20 protein-coding genes and 1 pseudogene are annotated in these 18,533 nt (G+C 57.1%); 19 read left to right on the top strand and 2 right to left on the bottom strand.

What is annotated here, in order from left to right; genetic code table 11:
- Window positions 1-37: 37 nt before the first annotated feature.
- From HPY58_12315 to HPY58_12285, 7 genes are all read left to right on the top strand, one after another.
- Window positions 38-253 (top strand): hypothetical protein, encoded by a 216-nt coding sequence (locus tag HPY58_12315; GenBank protein NPV30404.1) that lies wholly within the window; start codon window positions 38-40, stop codon window positions 251-253.
- Window positions 254-522: 269 nt separating this feature from the next.
- Complete coding sequence (locus tag HPY58_12310; protein ID NPV30403.1) at window positions 523-735, top strand: hypothetical protein; 213 nt, start codon at window positions 523-525, stop codon at window positions 733-735.
- 305 nt (window positions 736-1,040) lie between these two features.
- The gene (locus HPY58_12305) at window positions 1,041-1,652 is read left to right on the top strand and encodes an aminodeoxychorismate/anthranilate synthase component II (GenBank protein ID NPV30402.1); all 612 of its coding nucleotides are present in this window, start codon (window positions 1,041-1,043) and stop codon (window positions 1,650-1,652) included.
- Between the two features lie 26 nt (window positions 1,653-1,678).
- Window positions 1,679-2,557, top strand: coding sequence for a 3-deoxy-7-phosphoheptulonate synthase (gene aroF, locus HPY58_12300; protein NPV30401.1), 879 nt, complete (start codon window positions 1,679-1,681; stop codon window positions 2,555-2,557).
- Window positions 2,547-3,983 carry an aminodeoxychorismate synthase component I gene (gene pabB, locus HPY58_12295; protein NPV30400.1) on the top strand — a complete coding sequence of 479 codons (1,437 nt, stop codon included), beginning with the start codon at window positions 2,547-2,549 and terminating at the stop codon, window positions 3,981-3,983. The genes aroF and pabB overlap by 11 nt, the downstream gene beginning before the upstream one ends.
- Complete coding sequence (locus tag HPY58_12290; protein ID NPV30399.1) at window positions 3,962-4,822, top strand: hypothetical protein; 861 nt, start codon at window positions 3,962-3,964, stop codon at window positions 4,820-4,822. Before pabB ends, HPY58_12290 begins: the two co-directional genes overlap by 22 nt.
- 152 nt (window positions 4,823-4,974) lie before the next feature.
- The gene (locus HPY58_12285; GenBank protein NPV30398.1) at window positions 4,975-5,400 is read left to right on the top strand and encodes a hypothetical protein; all 426 of its coding nucleotides are present in this window, start codon (window positions 4,975-4,977) and stop codon (window positions 5,398-5,400) included.
- A 6-nt stretch (window positions 5,401-5,406) separates the two neighbouring features.
- Here HPY58_12285 and HPY58_12280 read toward each other — a convergent pair whose 3' ends face one another.
- Complete coding sequence (locus HPY58_12280; protein NPV30397.1) at window positions 5,407-6,531, bottom strand: HD-GYP domain-containing protein; 1,125 nt, start codon at window positions 6,529-6,531, stop codon at window positions 5,407-5,409.
- A 169-nt stretch (window positions 6,532-6,700) separates the two neighbouring features.
- Here HPY58_12280 and HPY58_12275 point away from each other — a divergent pair, with 169 nt between their 5' ends.
- The 6 genes from HPY58_12275 to HPY58_12250 all read left to right on the top strand — a co-directional run bounded on the left by HPY58_12275 (window position 6,701) and on the right by HPY58_12250 (window position 12,964).
- Window positions 6,701-7,750, top strand: a complete 1,050-nt coding sequence (locus tag HPY58_12275) for a DUF1786 domain-containing protein (protein NPV30396.1) — start codon at window positions 6,701-6,703, stop codon at window positions 7,748-7,750.
- A 15-nt stretch (window positions 7,751-7,765) separates the two neighbouring features.
- On the top strand, window positions 7,766-8,695 hold the full coding sequence (locus HPY58_12270; GenBank protein NPV30395.1) for an FAD-dependent oxidoreductase: 930 nt from the start codon (window positions 7,766-7,768) through the stop codon (window positions 8,693-8,695).
- 124 nt (window positions 8,696-8,819) lie between these two features.
- Entirely contained in the window at window positions 8,820-9,137 is a 318-nt protein-coding gene (locus tag HPY58_12265; GenBank protein NPV30394.1) for an ATPase, read from the top strand.
- Between the two features lie 131 nt (window positions 9,138-9,268).
- Window positions 9,269-10,906 carry a multicopper oxidase domain-containing protein gene (locus HPY58_12260; protein ID NPV30393.1) on the top strand — a complete coding sequence of 546 codons (1,638 nt, stop codon included), beginning with the start codon at window positions 9,269-9,271 and terminating at the stop codon, window positions 10,904-10,906.
- A gap of 298 nt (window positions 10,907-11,204) precedes the next feature.
- Window positions 11,205-11,372 carry a hypothetical protein gene (locus HPY58_12255; protein NPV30392.1) on the top strand — a complete coding sequence of 56 codons (168 nt, stop codon included), beginning with the start codon at window positions 11,205-11,207 and terminating at the stop codon, window positions 11,370-11,372.
- Window positions 11,366-12,964 (top strand): recombinase family protein, encoded by a 1,599-nt coding sequence (locus HPY58_12250; protein ID NPV30391.1) that lies wholly within the window; start codon window positions 11,366-11,368, stop codon window positions 12,962-12,964. Before HPY58_12255 ends, HPY58_12250 begins: the two co-directional genes overlap by 7 nt.
- A 62-nt stretch (window positions 12,965-13,026) precedes the next feature.
- Here the strand turns inward: HPY58_12250 and HPY58_12245 are convergent, their stop codons facing one another.
- Window positions 13,027-13,332: a hypothetical protein gene (locus HPY58_12245; protein NPV30390.1), complete on the bottom strand. Its 306-nt coding sequence runs from the start codon at window positions 13,330-13,332 to the stop codon at window positions 13,027-13,029.
- Window positions 13,333-13,626: 294 nt separating this feature from the next.
- On the opposite strand from HPY58_12245, the gene HPY58_12240 reads away from it, so the two are divergent.
- The 6 genes and pseudogenes from HPY58_12240 (at window position 13,627) to HPY58_12215 (ending at window position 18,525) form a co-directional block, all read left to right on the top strand.
- Window positions 13,627-14,418, top strand: coding sequence for a methyltetrahydrofolate cobalamin methyltransferase (locus tag HPY58_12240; protein ID NPV30389.1), 792 nt, complete (start codon window positions 13,627-13,629; stop codon window positions 14,416-14,418).
- A 142-nt stretch (window positions 14,419-14,560) separates the two neighbouring features.
- Window positions 14,561-15,190: a cobalamin-binding protein gene (locus HPY58_12235; protein NPV30388.1), complete on the top strand. Its 630-nt coding sequence runs from the start codon at window positions 14,561-14,563 to the stop codon at window positions 15,188-15,190.
- Window positions 15,191-16,297 (top strand): uroporphyrinogen-III decarboxylase, encoded by a 1,107-nt coding sequence (locus HPY58_12230; protein ID NPV30387.1) that lies wholly within the window; start codon window positions 15,191-15,193, stop codon window positions 16,295-16,297. It begins immediately after the preceding gene.
- 119 nt (window positions 16,298-16,416) lie between these two features.
- Window positions 16,417-16,578 (top strand): annotated as a pseudogene (locus HPY58_12225) (cobalamin-binding protein).
- A complete protein-coding gene (locus HPY58_12220) occupies window positions 16,579-17,685 on the top strand; it encodes a uroporphyrinogen-III decarboxylase (GenBank protein NPV30386.1) in 1,107 nt (368 codons plus the stop codon).
- 117 nt (window positions 17,686-17,802) lie between these two features.
- Window positions 17,803-18,525, top strand: a complete 723-nt coding sequence (locus tag HPY58_12215; GenBank protein NPV30385.1) for a GntR family transcriptional regulator — start codon at window positions 17,803-17,805, stop codon at window positions 18,523-18,525.
- Window positions 18,526-18,533: the final 8 nt, after the last annotated feature.

The raw sequence follows: 18,533 nt of genomic DNA, 5'->3' as shown, positions 1-18,533 counted from the left end.
TGCTGCCGGGCGGAAGCTTTCTGTTGCTGAATACCCTGTGGATGCGGATGAGGCTCAGGTGATGGCCGAAAATGCCTTTGAAAGGCAGAACCCGGATCTGGATGCCCGGGGAGGGCGCCATGTCTACTTCGATCTCTTCGCCTACACCATTGAAGTGTACGGCTACGCGAAAGACGGGGAAGATCAGGTTCCGGTGAAAAAGGAAATCTACCGGGTTTACTGGTGGGGAAAAGCCGCCAGGTTTCGATTATGAAGCTGGAAATTTCCTCTCCGGGGCTCCCGAGGTCGTTGAGGGTGCGCTCCGCTGCCAAAATCTTAGCTACTTTTGCCTGCGCGGGAGGCGCCAGGAGGCTGGGATGTTAAGCGTGAGTAAAAATGTCAGGTGGTAGCTATGAATAGGCAATTACCGGTGATAAAAAGTTTGGAGGCAAGGCGAAAGTTTGGGGGTAGGATTATTGAGGCCATGGCACACTAATCGATTGAGAAAAACAGTGATATGACGGGCCGGACCGGGAGCAACTGTTGAATGAGGCCGACAACTGCGCGATAAGCAAAGAGGCTGTGGACAGGTTCAGCGAAGAGTTCTTCGGCAGGAGAATCAAGACGCATCAATCGGTCATGGGGTTTGACTATGTGGACGGGAAGTACTACCCTGCCGGGATGGACGACCACAATTTCAAAACTACTCACATTCAGAAGTTCATCGAAAATGGATACGGCGCACTTGCGGTTTAAGGCTGCCAGCTTGAAACTAAACTTGGGGAGCTTTCGAAATTGAGCCGGAAATGCAGGTTGACACCTGGAGGCGGCTGTGGTAAAGTTAAGGGCAGGGTATAGGAGTGAAATTAAATTAATTTAAAACTGCATAAGATGAGTTGAGACGAGGTGAGCCGAGGGAAGCCGAGATGAGACGACGCGGAGCTGTCTGGGATGCGGACCAGTACTTCGGTACTGGTTTTTTTGTTACTGAAGAGTTGGGCAGGTTGGGAACGTTCGGATTGGTGTAATCCCGATTGCAGGCAATTTAGGGAGGGGATACCTTGCTTTTGATGATCGACAACTATGATTCCTTTACTTTTAACCTGGTTCAGTATCTGGGGGAAATGGGTCAGGAGATCAAGGTCTACCGGAACGATGCCATTACGCTGGCAGAAATTGAGGCGCTGGCTCCAACGGCAATCCTCCTTTCACCGGGCCCCTGCACCCCCAACGAGGCAGGGATCTGCCTGGATTTGATTGCCCGCTTTGCAGGAAAGATCCCCATTTTAGGCGTTTGTCTCGGCCACCAAGCGATCGGCCAGGCCTTCGGAGGGGAAGTCGTCCGGGCGCCCCGCTTGATGCACGGGAAGACCTCCCTCATTTACCACGACGGGCGCACGATTTATACCGGTTTAAAGAATCCTTTCGAGGCGACACGCTACCACTCCCTGATCGTGCGGCGGGAAACCCTCCCTCCCTGTCTTGAGATTGCCGCCGAAACCGATCAGGGGGAGATCATGGGGATCCGGCACAGAGAGTTTTTTGTGGAGGGGGTCCAGTTTCATCCGGAGTCCATCCTCACGGAAGAGGGGAAGCCCCTTCTGCGCAACTTCTTAGAGCAGGCAGAGGCCTGGAACAGGAATTTTGCCCGGGCGGGCAGGCCTGTGCCGTGAACCGATTCGGAAGGGGGGTTATTGCAATGGAAGACCACCTGCAGCCCCGCGAGCCCAAGAAGACGGTCGCGGTGGGAGAGGTTGTTTTCGGGAGCCCCGAGGTCGTCCTGATGGCGGGGCCCTGCGCTGTGGAAGAAAGGGAGTCCCTTCTGGCCTGCGCCCGCGCCCTGCGCCAGATAGGGGTGCGGGTGCTGAGAGGGGGAGCTTTCAAGCCCCGGACCAGCCCTTACAGTTTTGCAGGCCTGGGCAGGGCTGGGCTCCAGATCCTGGCGGAGGCCAGGGAGTTCACGGGAATGGCTGTTGTCACCGAGGTCCTGGACCCCCGGGACGTGGAGCTGGTGGCGGCTTACGCAGACATCTTGCAGGTTGGGAGCCGGAACATGCAGAACTTTGCCCTGCTCCGGGAGGTCGGGAGAAGCGGACGCCCCGTTCTGCTGAAGCGGGGCATGGCTGCAACCTGCGAGGAATGGCTGCTGGCGGCGGAGCACATCAGGGCGGCAGGGAATGAGGAAATTATCTTGTGCGAACGGGGAATCCGCACCTTCGAGACCCAGACCAGGAACACCCTGGACCTGAGTGCGGTGCCGGTCCTGAAAGAGCTGGGCCCCTATCCGGTGGTGGTGGACCCCAGTCATGCCGCCGGGAAGCGGGAGCTTGTCGGAGCGCTGGCGCGGGCCGCCGTTGCCGCCGGGGCCGACGGCCTCCTCATCGAAGTGCACCCCAATCCGGCAGCGGCCCTCTGCGACGGCCGGCAGTCTCTGAACTTGAAAGAATTTTCCCGGCTGGTGCGGGATTTAAGAAGGGTGGCGCGGGCCGTCGGCCGTCTGGTCAGGGATGAAGAGTGGATTTGCCGCGCCGGGAGAACACTGAAAATCAGCCAGGGGGTTGCCAATGATGATTATTAAAGAAACCGGCCCTTTCGATCCGGTTCAGGTCTTCGAACTCTTAAGGGAGCGGCCCTTCAGCTTCTTCCTGGACAGCGGAATGAACCCCGAGCGTTTGGGGCGCTACTCTTTTCTGGGAAGCGACCCCTTCCTGGTCTTCAGGTCGAAAGGGGACCGGGTTGCCATCTGGGAAGGGGGAGCCTGGCGGGAAAGAAGGGCCAATCCCTTTCCTGTTTTGAAAGAACTGCTCCGGCGCTGCCAGGTTCCTTCTTCTGCTCCGGTGCCGGTGGCCGCGGGTGCCTTCGGCTACTTTGCCTATGATCTGGGCTGGCAGCTGGAGAAGCTCCCTAACTGGGCCGAGGACGACCTGGGGTTGCCTGACTGCTATCTGGGATTTTACGACCGCCTGGTGGTAATAGATCACCTGGAGGGGAAGGCATACCTGACCTCCACCGGATTGCCTGAGTCGGGCGAAAATGCCCCGGCGCGGGCGCGCCGGAGGCTGGAAGAGCTTGAGGCCCTTGTTTCCCAGAGCTTTGCCCGGCTTCCGGCACGTGAACAGGAGGAGCCCTTTCTGCCGGGAAATGCCTCGAAGATTACAGGGCACTTCACCCGCGAAACCTACCGGAGGGCGGTCCAGCGGGCGAAGGATTACATTGCAGCAGGAGATATTTTCCAGGTCAACCTTTCCCAGCGCTTTTCCTGCCCGCTGGCAGGCTCACCCTGGTCCCTCTACTGCAGGCTGCGCAGGATCAACCCTGCCCCCTTTTCTGCCTACCTCAATTACCCCGAAGCAGTTGTTGCCAGCGCTTCACCGGAGAGGTTTCTCCAGGTGAGAAACGGGGTGGTGGAGACGCGCCCCATCAAGGGGACGCGCCGGCGGGGGAGAACCCCTGCCGAGGACCGGCGCCTCCGGACGGAGCTTTTAAACAGCGAAAAGGACCGGGCGGAACTGGTGATGATCGTCGACCTGGAGCGCAACGACCTGGGGCGGGTATGCAGCTTTGGAAGCGTTCACGTCCCGGAACTGATCTGCCTTGAGGAGTATGCCACCGTGTTTCATCTGGTCTCGACGGTAAGGGGAACCCTTGCTCCAGGCAGGGACCTGGTCGACCTTTTGATGGCGACCTGCCCGGGCGGCTCCATTACCGGAGCTCCTAAAATCAGGGCGATGGAAATCATCGAGGAACTGGAGCCTGTCAAAAGGGGAATCTATACCGGCTCCCTCGGTTATTTGGGATTTGACGGATCTGCCGATTTAAACATCGTGATTCGCACCTTTATCATCAAAGACGGGACCGCATACTTCCAGGTGGGAGGCGGGATTGTCGCCGATTCGGACCCCGATGCGGAGTACTGGGAAACCATTTACAAGGCGCGCGCCCTTCTCCGGGCGCTGGGGTACGAAGAGGGGGTGGTTGAGGAGTGCCTGGCTTTGCCTGGGTGAGGGGGCGCCTGGTCCCCGAGAACGCTCCCTCGCTGGGGATTGGAGAAAGGGGGTTCCTTTACGGGGACGGCCTGTTTGAGACGGTTCGGGTCTACCGGGGAAAACCTTTTGCCTGGAGGCGGCACCTGGCGCGGCTGGCGGCGGGGTGTCAGGTGCTCCAGATACCCTTTCCAGGTGAAGAGCTTAAGACCGGTGTGGAAGCGCTCCTTGAGGCCTCGGGCCTCGCCGAGGGGTCTCTGAGGGTGACGGTAGCCCGGGGGGAGTCCCCCCGGGGGCTGCTTTCCCCTCCTGGCATCAAACCTACCGTTGTCATTACTGCCCACCCGGGGGAACCCTACCCCCCTGCTGCTTATGCGCGTGGTTTTCGCGCCGCGACCGTCAGCTTTCCCCGCAACCACCTTTCCCCTCTTGTGAGGTTGAAATCCCTCAACTATCTGGAAAATGTGCTGGGGCGCCGGGAGGCGGCCGCGGCCGGGGCGGATGAGGGGATCTTTTTGAACATCAAAGGGGAGGTGGCCGAAGGGACGATCAGCAACGTTTTTCTTGTTTTCCAGGGCCGCTCGATCATCACACCCCACCCGGAGAGCGGGCTTCTGCCGGGGATTACCCGGGAAATCGTCCTTTCTCTCGCCGGCGAACTTGGGTTTTCGGTTGCGGAGAAAATCGTTTTGCCCGAAGACTTCAGGAAGGCCGAGGAGGCTTTTCTCACCAGCTCCCTGCTTGAGGTGATGCCTCTCGTCTCCCTGGACGGGTTCCCCATCGGTTCGGGAAGACCGGGACCGGCTGCGGTGAGCCTGCGCGCCGCCTACCAGGAATACGTACGGCAGAATCCTGTTTAGGGCATTTTAATGCGCGGAACCTGCTCCTGCTGTCGAAGCATGGGGCGAATTTTTTTTCGGTGCAGGAAATTACTATAAAGATAAAGAAATTCTTAAAATTAGCAGGACTGGTTCTGCCAGGCTCAAGCCGTAAAACAGGAGTGCAGGCCCCCGTGATTTCCTATACCGTCCAGCATATCCTGATTTTGCGTCTCCTCATGTGTTATACTTTTGAGTCTGCCCGTTCCCTTCACAACCTTCTTTTTCTGGTCAGCGCCGAAAAAACGGAGCGGCAGCAGCTGGGTTTCTATGATTTTGTCCGCACCCGGACCGGGGCCCACAGCCGGATCGTCCAGCGCATTCTTGAAGATTTAAAGAAGGAAAAGCTTTTTGAAGGGCCCGGCCTGCGGATTACGGATAAAGGAAGGGCGATTTACGCGAACCTGGGCGCCTCCCTTAATCCCTTTTCATCCTTCTGGAATTTGTGCATTGATATTGTGGAACGCTATGGAGGAAATCCGGAAAATTTAAACAAAGCGGTTTTTTATCATCTTGCCTTCAGACGCGCCAAGATCGGGGAGCGGATTCTGCTGCCTTAAAGTTTTTCACGGCCGGGAGGGAGAAACCGTTTCCTCGGCGCAGAAGCTGGTTGGGGGAGGAAACTCCCCCGGAGCCAGCACGCGGGCGATATAGATGTTTTCGTGTTTCGCCAGGTCTATTTCGTGGAAGCCGGGGATTTCCTGGAGGCTGCCGTCGAAAAGAACCCGGACCACCGGACGGTGCTGGCGGCCGCGGTTGACATCCACCACGATCCCGATTTCTCCCGTATTTAACTGTACCATAGTGGTTACGGGATACGGGGCAATGTTTTCTAAAAAAGCATTGACGACAACGCGATCAAACAGCACCCCGGCCTGCGCCGTAATTAAATCAAGGGCTTCGTGGGGCAGGAAGCCCCGGCAGTAAACTCTGTCCGAGGTCAGGGCGTCGAAAACATCGGCAACAGCCGTGATCATCGCGTAGGCGTGAATTTCCTGTCCCCGCAAGCCGCGGGGGTAGCCGCTTCCGTCGAACCGCTCGTGGTGCTGGAAGGCGACGTGGGCCGAAAGGAGCGAAAGTTCCGGATACTGGCGCAGGATCTCGAAGCCTTCTGCGCTGTGTTTTTTGATCACTTCGAATTCGCTGACGCTGAGGGGCTCGATCTTGTTGAGCAGGCTGCGGTCGATCCGGGTTTTTCCGATGTCATGGAGCAGGGCCCCGATCCCCAGTTCGCAGAGTTGATTTCTGCTAAGGTTGAGGGAGATGCCGGTGACGATGGAGAGGACGCAGACGTTCACGGAGTGGGCAAAGGTGTAGTCGTCATAGGCGCGGACTTCCGCCAGATTAATCAGGGCGTTTTTATTGTAGAGAATTTCGCTGATGATGTTGTCTACGGTTTTGCGGGCGCCTTTGATGTTCAGGCGCCGGGCATCCCACGCTTCTTGAAAGAGATTTTTGACCGTGGCAAGGGCCTGCAGCCGGGTTTCTGCAGAAACCACGTCGACGATCTCAATCCCTTCGGTAAGCCGGTCGCAGACGTAGACCGCAGGAATCCCGAGTTCTTTTAGTCTGGCGAGGTAACGCTCATCCAGCCTGACCCCGGCTGCCAGCAGCACTTTGCCCTCGGCGCTGCAGATGTCTCGAGCCAGAATCATCCCCGGCCGGGTGTTTTCAAGGCTGATTCTGATCATCGCCTTCCCCTCTGGACTTTTGGTCTTGTTATTTTTCTTAAAGTCTTATTGAAAAAATAAAGGTTTTAGCATAATTCTTCTTTTAAAAAGCCAGTTCCTGCTGGATTGGCCAGATTGAACCGAAATTTGTTCGTAGGATCCTGCCACAAGTTCAAAGGAGGTTATTGCCTTGCCGGACAGGTTTTCTGTCCTGGCCGTTGATGTCGGGGCCGGGACGCAGGATATTCTGCTCTACGAGGAAGGGAAGGCGGTGGAGAACTGCGTCAAGCTGGTGCTTCCCTCTCAGACCCAGATCTTCGCCGGCCGCGTTGCTCGGGCAACGGCGCGCGGCCAGAGCGTTTTTCTGTGCGGGAATCTGATGGGGGGAGGGCCCCTGGTGCGTGCCTTAAAAAGGCACCTGGAAGCCGGGCTGCGGGTCTACGCCACACCCCGCGCCGCAAAGACCATCCGGGACGATCCCCGCGAAGTAGAAGCACTGGGTGTACGAATCGTTGAGCAGCCTCCCGAGGAAAACTGCATCGGCCTTTACCTGCAGGATGTGGTTCTGGACGATCTCCGGCAGGCGCTGGCTTTCTTCGATGTGGAGCTTCCGGAGACCGTGGCGGTTGCGGTCCAGGATCACGGTGAGGCAATTGGAAAAAGCAACCGGAAATTCCGCTTTGAACACTGGGAGCGGTTTCTTGCCCAGGGGGGACGGCTTGTTGACCTGATTTACCGGGAAATCCCTCCTTACCTGACCAGGATGCGGGCGGTGCAGGAGGCTGTCCCGGGCGCCTTTTTAATGGATACGGGGGCTGCGGCAATCCGGGGCGCGCTTCTGGACCCTGTAGTGGCGGCGCGGCAGCAGGCCGGAGTGATGGTTGTGAATGTGGGAAATCAGCATGTCCTGGCCGCACTTGTCCGGGGGGACCGCATCTGGGGAATTTTCGAGCACCACACAGGCTTGATGACTCCGGAAAAGCTGCGGAATTTCCTGGCCCGGTTCCGGGAGGGGAAAGTGGCCAACGAAGAGGTTTATGCAGACGGCGGGCACGGCTGCGCCTGGCACCCGGAGGCGCCCGATCCCGGCTGTTTTGAGTTCGTGGCGGTTACGGGCCCCCGGCGCAGGCTTGCGGAGGGCCTGGGCTACTTTGCGGTTCCCTGCGGAGATATGATGCTGAGCGGGTGTTTTGGGCTGGTTGCGTCTCTCAAAGAATTTCTAGAAGCTGATAGAGGCTGATGGGGGTGATCGAACTTGAATCAGGCAAAACCTCAAGTTTGGGATTTGCTGATCGTGGGGGCGGGCCCCGCCGGTCTGGCGGCGGCGGTTAACGGGCGGCTCCGGGAGAAAAGCGTGCTCATTTTGAGCGCGGAAATGGGCTCCCGGCGGCTTGAAAAGGCCCCGGAAATCAGAAATTATCCCGGCTTTCCCGAAATTTCAGGCGTGGAACTCCAGCAGCGGTTTCTTGAGCACGCCCGGGGCCTGGGTGCGGTGCTGGAGCGGGAGCGTGTCGAAAACATCTACCCCGGAACGGAATTCACCTGTGTGACGCGGGAGAACCGGATCTACCGGAGCCGGGCGGTGATTCTGGCAACAGGGGTTCAGCAGGCCCGTTTTCTGCCCGGCGAAAAGGAGCTTTTGGGGCGGGGTTTGGGGTACTGTGCCACCTGCGATGGCCCCCTTTACCGGGACCAGGATGTGGCGGTGATCGGGGAGACGCCCCAGGCCGAGGAGGAGGTTAACTTCCTCGCCGAAATCTGCAGGAAGGTCTACTTCTTTCCCCGCTACCACGGGGAAATCAGGGTGGATCCCCGGGTTGAAGTGCGGCGGGAGCAGCCCCTGAGGGTTTTGGGCCGGGAAAGGGTAACGGGCCTTGCCCTGGCTTCAGGGGAACTGCCCGTGGCCGGGGTCTTCATCATCCGGGAGGTGGCTCCTGCCGAGCGCCTTGTGGAAGGGCTCCGGATCCAGGATGGCGCCATTGTTGTGGACCGGGGGATGGCGACAAACATCCCCGGCGTCTTTGCCGCAGGTGACTGCACCGGAAAACCCTATCAGGTGGGGAAAGCGGTGGGTGAGGGCCTCACAGCAGCCTTAAGCGCCGTCCACTACCTGGACCAGAAACGGGAAGAAGCTGCCTTGCCGGTGCAGAAAGCTTCAAAAAAAGCTGATCCTCTTCAGGAATAATTGGGGAGGAGGCCTAATAAATTAAATAAAGATAGTGAGAGGAGCGTCTCGCGGTAGACGCTTTTTTTGTGATCTTTTGTGTGAAGCCTTAGCCAACCAAGTTTTTCGAGAGGGGGTTTTCGTTTTGGGTAAAGGGAAGGTCAGGATGGTTTTTCCCGGCGGGAATACCTGCCTCGGATTCTATTCCTTTTACGACAATATCATCGAAGAGGACGCCGCCAGGATTTTTGTTATTAAAGGGGGTCCCGGTGTCGGGAAGTCCACTTTTATGCAGCGGATTGGGGAAGAGATGCAGGAACGGGGTTATGATATCGAGTTTCACTGGTGTTCCTCCGACAACGAATCGCTCGATGCCGTTGTGATCCCGGCTTTGCGCGTTGCGCTGATCGACGGCACAGCCCCGCACGTGGCGGTTCCCGTGTGCGAACGTGGGTTTACTTAGGTAATCGGTTGTTGCCATTCGTCGGCGCTTCAGCATCAGTGCGGAGATCGAAAACCGGGAACCGATTGTACCGGTAAATCATAAAATATAAAAACCATCAACCACTGACTTGGTTTTTAAGGGGGTTAATCATGCCAAAAAGGTATTTCTGGAACCTGTTTGCAACTGACGGTTTCATCAACCTGCCGACCGACCCCACCGGGACAGCACCACGCAAGAAAGTCTATGTTTTCGGGTTTGTTGGCGGGCTCTATAAGGTGCAGTCAATCGATGACTGCGGGAGACCTGCGGGTCCTGAAAAAATAGTTAATCCTCAGTTTGACACGACGCTGCCGGAAAATCTGGATGCTCTGAGGGGGAAGGCAGTAATACCTTCTCCGAGAATCGACATTGAGGTGGGGGATGAGCTGTATCTCACTCTCACCAATCTCGGATTGTTCCTTACCGACCCGCCGATACTCGATCTCCATACGATTCATATCCATGGCGCCCACATCGCGACCCAGCTCGATGGCGTTCCCGAAACTTCGTTTGGTGTGCCTGTAACACCGCCGGGTACACCGGGAATCACCGTAACATATTTCTTCAAACCGGAACGCCCCGGCTCGTTTTTCTACCACTGTCACCACGAAGCCTCTGAGCACGTCCAGATGGGGATGTACGGCGCCTTGATTGTTTACCCTTCCATGAAAAGCCTTGCCGAAGCGGGAATCCGGAAAGATAAACGTAGAGGCTGGACCTTGAATTGGATACCGCAGCCCCAGATTCCCGTTACGGCTACTAACAGGAACTTTGCCTATAACGATATAAATACCTTTTTCAATAGCGATTGGGTTGTACTTCTCTCAGACATTGATTCCAGATGGCACCAGGCGGTGTTCGAGCAGACCGAATTCAACCCGGTTGATTACAAACCTGATTGGTGGCTCATTAACGGCCGCGCCTTTCCCGATACCCTCCTCCCAACCACCTTGCCGGAAAACCTGGTACCCGATTTCGGCTACAGCATCCCTGATGGTTATGATGCTTATGTCAGGGTATCTACAGGAAGAAAGAAGCACTCAAAAACGCCTTTCTTTGGGGACTCAGAACATGAGGATTATGAATACCTGGACGATGCCGAATCTGCCGAAACCCTTCATCAGAATAAGATACGGCCTCCAGATAAATTCCTGCTTCGCCTGATTAACGTGGGGTATCAACCCGTACCTTTCCATACACACGGGTGGATGGGCCTGATCGTCGGGAAAGATACCCACCCAAGGGTAGCTGATATGAATAATCCGGCTCACGAAATGAATTTTACCACCCTTGTCGGTTCCGGCGAGAGCTACGACGTCCTTTACACCGCCGACGATAAGCGGAGCACCTATGCTGATTACATTTTCTGCGGTAAAGCGGGTTTCCCGTCACTGAAACAGCAGGTTGCCAGCGCCACAGAACGCTCAAAAGAAGCCGGTACCTTTATACCGCCTTCCCCCGGTGCAAGAGATTTGTGGACGGACATCATCTTGCAAACAGGTCTGGGGCGCGGCTCTTTTATCTCTCCGTATAACTGGGCCGCCTGGAACTATGGTTCGGCTACGGCGGACAACTTTTTCTTCCCGCAGTTTTACATCGCCCATAATCATGACGATTACAAGGTCACCAATAATGGTGTCTATCCCGGCGGGCAGTTGATGATAATCGAAACCGATTTCCCTGGATCTGACTATAAGGCGGACCCGCCTGCCATAACCGAACCGCCCCATACATGCCCTCAGGATTGAAGCAGGGAACGGTTCGTGTTGTGGTTCCATGTTTATGGGCAGCGGTTGACAGATGCTAAAGGGGGTGCCGCATGGCGCCCTTTATTGTGCGCCGGCATGGGCACTCCTAACCCCGATGAAAAGGGGACTGAGATTACATACAGTGCCACTAAAAAGATGGAGAGTACCCGGGTCAATGACCGGGTTTTTCGTTTTTCGGGGGTGATTTTTTTGTGAAAGACGGCAGCAACCAGAATTTTTTCCTGTCTTAATAAGACAACCTACCGCCAGCGTAGAATTTAGGGGGTGGATGGAGTGCATGGCGAAGAAAAAGGTGGAGCGGAAAGCGCCGGTACAGTACACCGTCCGGGTAGTTTTCACCGGCACCGAGGAAGAGAGCCGGAGGGTCCTGGCTGAAGCGCGCAGGTACGCCTTCGCCCGGGTCCTCGAGAAAATCCGGCGGGAAAAGGGTGAACCCCTGTGCTAGCCGTAGTGTACATCAGGGTTTCTACAGAAGACCAGGCGCGGCACGGGTACTCCCTGGAGGCACAGGAAGCAGCCTGCAGAAAAAAGGCCCGGGAACTGGGCGCAGCGCAGGTGGAGGTCTACCGCGACGAAGGGGTTACCGGGGAGATTCTGGAGCGCCCCGGTCTCCAGGCGGCCCTCACCGCTGTCAACGCAGGAGCCGCCTGGTTTGTCGTCTACGACCCGGACAGGCTCTCCCGGAGGCTGGCCCACCAGCTGCTCCTGATGGAGATGATCGAAAAGGTCGGCTGCAGGCTTGAGTTCGTAACGTGCGAATGGCAGGACACCCCTGAGGGAAGGCTTTTCTACTCCCTCCGGGGCGCCATCGCCGAATACGAGAAGGAGAAGTTTAAAGCGCGGAGCCGCTTCGGAAAGCTGGCGAAGGCGCGCCGCGGCCTTTTGACCCACGACCCGAGGGTGTACGGCTACAGGCACTCCAGCGGAAAGCTGGAGGTAGACCAAGACCGGGCGGCGGTATACCGCCGCATGGTGGAGATGGCCCTGTCAGGGATGTCACCGGAAGCGATAGCAGCGCAGTTCAACGCCGAAGGGGTGCCTGCACCGCAGGGGGATAAATGGTACAGGGCGACGGTGCGGCGGATATTGAAAAACCGAACCTACGTCGGCGAACTGTATCTGAACCGTTACAACGCCGAGGGAATCAAGGCCGCCCGGCAGCGCGGCCAGAAGGCGACCTGCCGGGAGCGCCCTAAAGAAGACTGGATTGCCGTGCCCGTTCCCGCCCTCATAGAGCCTGAGAAGTGGGCTGCCCTGCAGGAAAAACTTTCTAGAGCAAAGAAAGGCCGCCGCGGGGGGCGCGTCCACAGCTACCATTTGTCGGGGCTGGTGGCCTGCGGTCTCTGCGGCCGCGCCATGGCAGGCCAAAGCGGCCACTCTAAAAACAGGACGTACAGGTACTACGCCTGCCTGAACACCTGGGACCGGGCCAACGGAGACCGCCGGGAGCCTGCACCCAAATGTGCGAACAGAATGCACCGGGCAGACGTTCTGGAGGAGGCGGTCTGGGCAAAAGTGAAGGAATGGCTGAACGACCCCGAGGCGCTGTTCAGGGACGCACACCAGGAGGCAGGCGGACGGATTGAGAATGAGATAAACCTTGTGCAGAAGAGATTGGAACAGTTGAAGCGGGAGCGGGAGCGGGCCTTTGAGGCCTACCGCCGGGGGCTGGTGGATGTGGAGATGTTCGAGCGGGCGGTGCTGGACGTCGGGCGGGAAAAGGCCGTCCTGGAGGCGCGCCTGAAGGAGCTCGAAGAGGCGCGCCAGGCCGCTCTTCTTGCCGAGCGGGGAGTAGAGGCCCTGCGGGAGCTTGCCCGCCAGGTAGCCGGGCGGCTTGACGACCTGAGCTGGGGAGAAAAGGAAAAACTGATCAATCTTCTTGTTCGACGGGTGGTTGTGCGCGAAGGAGAGGTCCTGGTGGAGGCCCGTGTTCAGGCCGCAGCAGGTGTTTCGCGTTCCGGAACGGCGCCGCACGTGGCTGTTCCTCCATCGAAACCCTTCGAGGCGGCCGCGGCGGCGCAGCTGCCGCGGCGTTGATGTCATAAGCAGCAGTTTGCGCGGCCGGCCTGCTTGATTTTCTCAACTGGCCGGTTTGTTTTTCAAGGTAACGGCAGGTCTGTTTTTATTTTTTTGCGGAACGGGAACATTTCGTTGCTCATCGTTTTTCTTGCGTATTGATGGAGCAGCAGTTCGTTCTTCAGGTAATCGAACTGCTTGAGAAAAAGGGGGATGGCAGGATTGGTGTTGCTGGATTTGTATATTATGCTTCTTGTAATGACGCAGTCTTCGTCCTCAATATCGACAAAGGTGCTGCACGGATTGCTTTGTTTTTTCATGTTGGCCGACAGCACCGCTATTCCAAATCCCGATTGGATCGTCAGCAGCAACGTTTCGTAATCGTTCACAAGTGCGGGTTCTTTCGGTTCGAAGCCGTGCCTGCGGCGTAATTTTACTTACTTCCCCTTGTTTGAGCGGGGCCTGGCTTGAGGCCCGGGCCGGTTTTCAACACCGAGGAAGCGGACAATAAATTGGTTGATCTCCCGGCAGAGTTATCATATAATTAAAGTAATCTAGTTATATATCCATGTTGAAGAAGTTGGTGCGGGCTGTGCTCCGGCTCCGGAAGCATCGCCGGGGCGGCCCCGGTGAAAGAGGGAGAATTCCCGAGGAAACTTTAAGCGCAAAAGGGGATTGGCCGGATGATTATCATCGGTGAGAAGATTAATGGCACCCTCAAAACCGTGGGTGAGGCCATCGCGAGGCGGGACAGGGAGTTTATCCAGAAGCTGGCCCGTGACCAGGAGGCTGCCGGCGCCGATTATCTCGATCTCTGCGCCGGGACCGAGCCGGGCAGGGAAGTGGAAAGCCTGCGGTGGCTGGTGGAGACGGTGCGGGAAGTGGTGCACATCCCCCTGTGTCTGGACAGCCCCAGCCCCGAGACTCTGGCTGAGGTGATCCCTTATGCCGGTGAGCGGGGGTTGATCAATTCCGTTTCCGGGGAAGGGGACAAGCCGGAGAGGATTTTCCCCCTGGCGAAGCAGTACGGCTGGGATGTGATTGCACTCACCCTCGACGACAGAGGGATCCCGAAAGACGTGGAGACTCGCCTGGACATTGCCAGAAGCCTGCTCGGCAAGGCTCAGGAATTCGGGATCTCGCCCGACAGGATCTACATCGACCCCCTCGTGATCGCCCTTTCTACCGACGGCCAGTCGATGTTGAAATTCGTGGAAGTGATGCGCCGCATCAAGAAAGAGTTTCCGCAGGTGAAGATCACTTCCGGTTTAAGCAACATCTCCTTCGGACTGCCGAAGCGAAAGGTAATCAACCGCCATTTCCTGATCATTGCCCTCTACGAGGGAATGGATTCGGCGATTCTCGATCCCCTCGATCGAGACCTGATGGGGAGCATTTACACCACGGAAGCCTTGATCGGGAAGGACCGCTACTGCCGCGCCTATCTGAACGCTTACCGCAGAGGGATGATATGAAAGTCTAGGTGGCACGCCTTCAATTTTCCGGTGGGGAGGTGGAGATGGGGTAAACGGTTAAACCGAAGTTTCCTTCGATGTATGCGCTTCCGGCGGTGAAGCAGGTGTGAAGAGACTATTTCAGACTGGAGGGGAAGCAAAAATGGGCGAGTCTTTGGCTACCTTCATGGGCGACCTGATGGAGGAAGAGGTTTACGCCGAGGTGAAGAGGCAGCTGGAGGAGGGAGTTCCTCCGGAGCAGATCTTCGGAGCACTGCAAAAGGGAATGGAGATCATCGGAGAACGCTACCAGGCCCAGGAGTATTACCTTTCCGAGCTGATCATGGCAGCAGATATTTTTAAAAAGGCGGTAGAGCCCTTGCAGGAAAAACTCAAGGGAAGGACGGGGGAGACCGTCGGGACGATGGTGCTGGGAACGGTGGCCGGCGACATTCACGACATCGGCAAGAACATCGTGGCCCTTGTCTTCACCAGCAACGGCTTCAACGTGATCGACCTGGGAGTGGATGTCCCCGTCCAGAAGTTTGTGGAGGCGGTAAGGGAGCACAAACCGCAGCTTGTGGGTTTATCCTGCCTGCTGACCACCAGCTTTGAAAGCCTGAAGGCCACCGTCGAAGCCCTGGAGCAGGCCGGGCTCCGGGAGGGAGTGAAGGTCCTGGTGGGCGGAGGACCCGTGGATGAGGCCACCTGCAGATACGCGAGGGCGGATGCTTACTGCGTGGACGCCCCGGCAGGTGTGGAGATTGCCAAAAAGATGCTGGGGGTGGCGTAAATGGCAACTGCCAGGGAGCTGTACGAGGAGCGCTTAAACCGCATCAAGACGGCCGTGGCCCTGGGCAAGCCCGACCGGGTGCCGGTGGTGCCCCTGGGCAACGCCGTGTTTGCAAAGTACATGAACGTTAAGCTCTCGAGGTTTTGTACGGAGCCGATGCTTGCCAATGAAACCATTCTCAGGGCCGTTGCGCAGCTGGGGGATGTGGACGGGATCCAGCAAACCACGTACAATGTTTACTCCCTCTGCCTCCTGTGGCTTTCCGATGTGAAAATACCTGGACGCGATCTCCCTGATGACGACCTCTGGCAGGTTAATGAACAGGAATTGATGAAAGAAGAGGACTACGACGTTATCATCAACAAGGGGTATGGTTATTTCCTGAACGATTATTTCACCAACAGGCTGGGCAACGTGCAGGAAAAAGTCAGACCCTTTTTAGAGAGCATCCCGCAGACCATCAGGGCTACGGAAGAGCAGGGGCTCGTTCCCCTGTCGCCGGGGGTTTTAACCATACCTTACGAAAACTTTTGCGGCGGTCGCTCTTTGAGCGTTTTTCTGAGGGATCTTTACCGGCTGCCGGACAAGGTAAGGGCTGCCATGGACGTAGCCATGGCGGAAATCATCAACGACGCAAAGGCTCTTTGCCAGAACCTGAAGCCGATTGCCGTCTGGGTCGGGGGCTGGCGCTCTGCCAGCGAGTTTCTGTCCCCGCGGCTGTGGCAGAAGTTCGTTTTTCCGTATTACAAGCAGCTGGTTGAAGCCGTCACGGACGAAGGCGTGATCGCGATTCTGCATTTTGATTCCAACTGGACCCGGGATCTTGAATACCTGCGCGCCTTCCCGAAGGGAAAGTGCGTGCTGGCGCTGGACGGAGCCACCGACATCTTCAAGGCCAAGGAGATCCTGGGAGATCACATGTGCATCATGGGGGATGTGCCTGCCTCTATGTTTGCCCTGGGAACCCCGGATGATGTGTATAGTTACTGCCGGAAATTGATTGACAACATCGGCCCCGCCGGCTTTATTTTGTCATCAGGCTGCGACATACCCACAACTGCGAAGCTGGAAAACGTCAAGGCGATGATCGAGTCTGCCAAGGGTTGAGTCCTTCCGGATTTGCCTGTCCGGGTGCCCGCATCTCTTCCCCCCGGAAGCGGGCGCCCGGGTCTGTATCGACCTGACGGGATTCCTTGGGGGAAGGCCCTGACGAACCGGAGATTGCCGTCGAGGTTCCGGAGCAGGCCGGGCTCCGGGAGGGAGTGAAGGTCCTGGTGGGCGGAGGACCCGTGGATGAGGCCACCTGCAGATACGCGAGGGCGGATGCTTACTGCGTGGACGCCCCGGCAGGTGTGGAGATTGCCAAAAAGATGCTGGGGGTGGCGTAAATGGCAACTGCCAGGGAGCTGTACGAGGAGCGCTTAAACCGCATCAAGACGGCCGTGGCCCTGGGCAAGCCCGACCGGGTGCCGGTGGTGCCCCTGGGAGATTCGTTCTGCGCCAGGCATATGGGTGTCAAGCTGGCGGATTTTTGTATGGACCCCGAATTGTCTCATAAGACCATCCTTGAATCCTTCTCCAGGCTGGGTGAGGTCGACGGCTTGCAAGGGGCTTCATTCTATGTTCTGACCCTCCAAACCCTCTGGCTCTCTAAAATTAAGATACCGGGCAGGGATCTGCCGGATGACGAACTCTGGCAGATCGACGAGCAGGAACTGATGACGGTGGAAGATTACGATGCTATAGTTGAAAAGGGTTACAACCGTTTTCTCATGGAGTACTACAGGGACAGGCTCGATAATTTAGGGGAAAAACTGCAGCCGTTTTTGGCGTATCAACCTAAGGCTGCAGAAAATTTGAAAAATCGGGGGATTGTGCTTTTCAGGGGAGGAAACCTCACCATCCCGTATGAAAACTTCTGCGGAGGCCGGTCTTTGCAGGCTTTTTTGAAGGACCTTTACAGGATTCCCGATAAAGTTCAGGCTGCCATGGATGCGGCCATGGTGGACATAGTTGAAAACGCCAGAAAGTCGCTGCGCGCCACCAAACCCCTCGGTGTCTGGGTAGGGGGCTGGCGTTCGGCGAGCGAGTTTTTGTCTCCGCGGCTGTGGAGGAGGTTTGTTTTTCCCTATTTCAAGCAGCTGGTGGAAACGGTGGTTGAGGAAGGAGTAATTGCCATTCTGCATTTCGATTCCAGCTGGACCAGGGACCTGGAATACCTGCGGGAGCTTCCCAGGGGTAAGTGCGTCTTCTCCCCGGACGGGTCCACCGACATCTTCAAGGCCAAGGAGATTCTCGGGGACCACATGTGCATCATGGGGGATGTGCCGGCGGCCCTGCTGTCCCTGGGAACTCCGGATGAGGTTTACGGCTATTGCAGGCGTCTGATCGAGAACATCGGGCCCTCCGGATTCATCCTCGCCCAGGGCTGCGACATTCCTCCCAACGCCAAACCGGAAAACGTCAAGGCGATGATCGATTCAGTCAGGGGTTAGACTGCCTGCCTTGGGGAGAGTTTCCGGATTTATCGGGTGTATTAAAAAAACATAGACCGGGCACCTGTCTCTCCGCCGGGGCGGCGGGTGCCCGTGTTCACGGGAGTGTGTAAGATTTTGATGAAGACCCGCACCTCTTTTGTTCCCGCCTACTACCGGGTGGCGGAAGACCTCAAAACCAAAATCGACCGGGGCGAACTGAAGCCCGGAGACATGATCCCCTCAACAGCCCAGCTCGCCAGGCAGTACGGTGTCAGCCACATGACCGTGCGCCACGGGCTGGAGCTGCTGGCAAAAGACGGCTATATCGAGTCCGTCCAGGGGAAGGGGAGCTTTGTTGCATCCCCCCGCATGGACACCCTGGTGCTGGATTTCTCTGAAGAAAAGATCTTTGAGAAGAACAGGGGGTTCGGCGTCCAGCTCCATGAGGTGGAAATTATTCCTGCAGATGAAAAGATTTCGCACAAGTTGGGTGTGAAAAAGGGGAACAAAGTTCTGAAGATCAGGCGCATCCTTTCTGATGAAAGGGGGCCGGTTGCCGTTGACTCCCGCTTTCTGCCTTATGTCAGAGGAGCTCCTCTGCTGGAAAAGGAAATCGCCTACGCCGCCTTTCCGGACCTGGTAGCCCGGCACACCGAGCTGGTATCTGTGAAAAATGTCCTGGAGGTTTCTCCCTGCATCCTGACAAAGGAGGAGGCAGAGCTGCTGGATGCCAGGGCAGGACTTCCCGCCCTGTGCATAGAACAGATCATCTATGCCGCAAAGAACCGGCCCATCGGATGGTCGAAGATGATCTGCCGCGGCGACCGTTTTACTTTGAAGGCTGTTTCACGACCATGAGAGGGGAA

It is taken from the genome of Bacillota bacterium (genome assembly GCA_013177945.1).
Classification (GTDB): Bacteria; Bacillota; DSM-12270; order Thermacetogeniales; family Thermacetogeniaceae; genus Ch130.
Note: the sequence above shows the minus strand (reverse complement) of the source record. Positions and strands in the feature narration are given on the sequence as shown.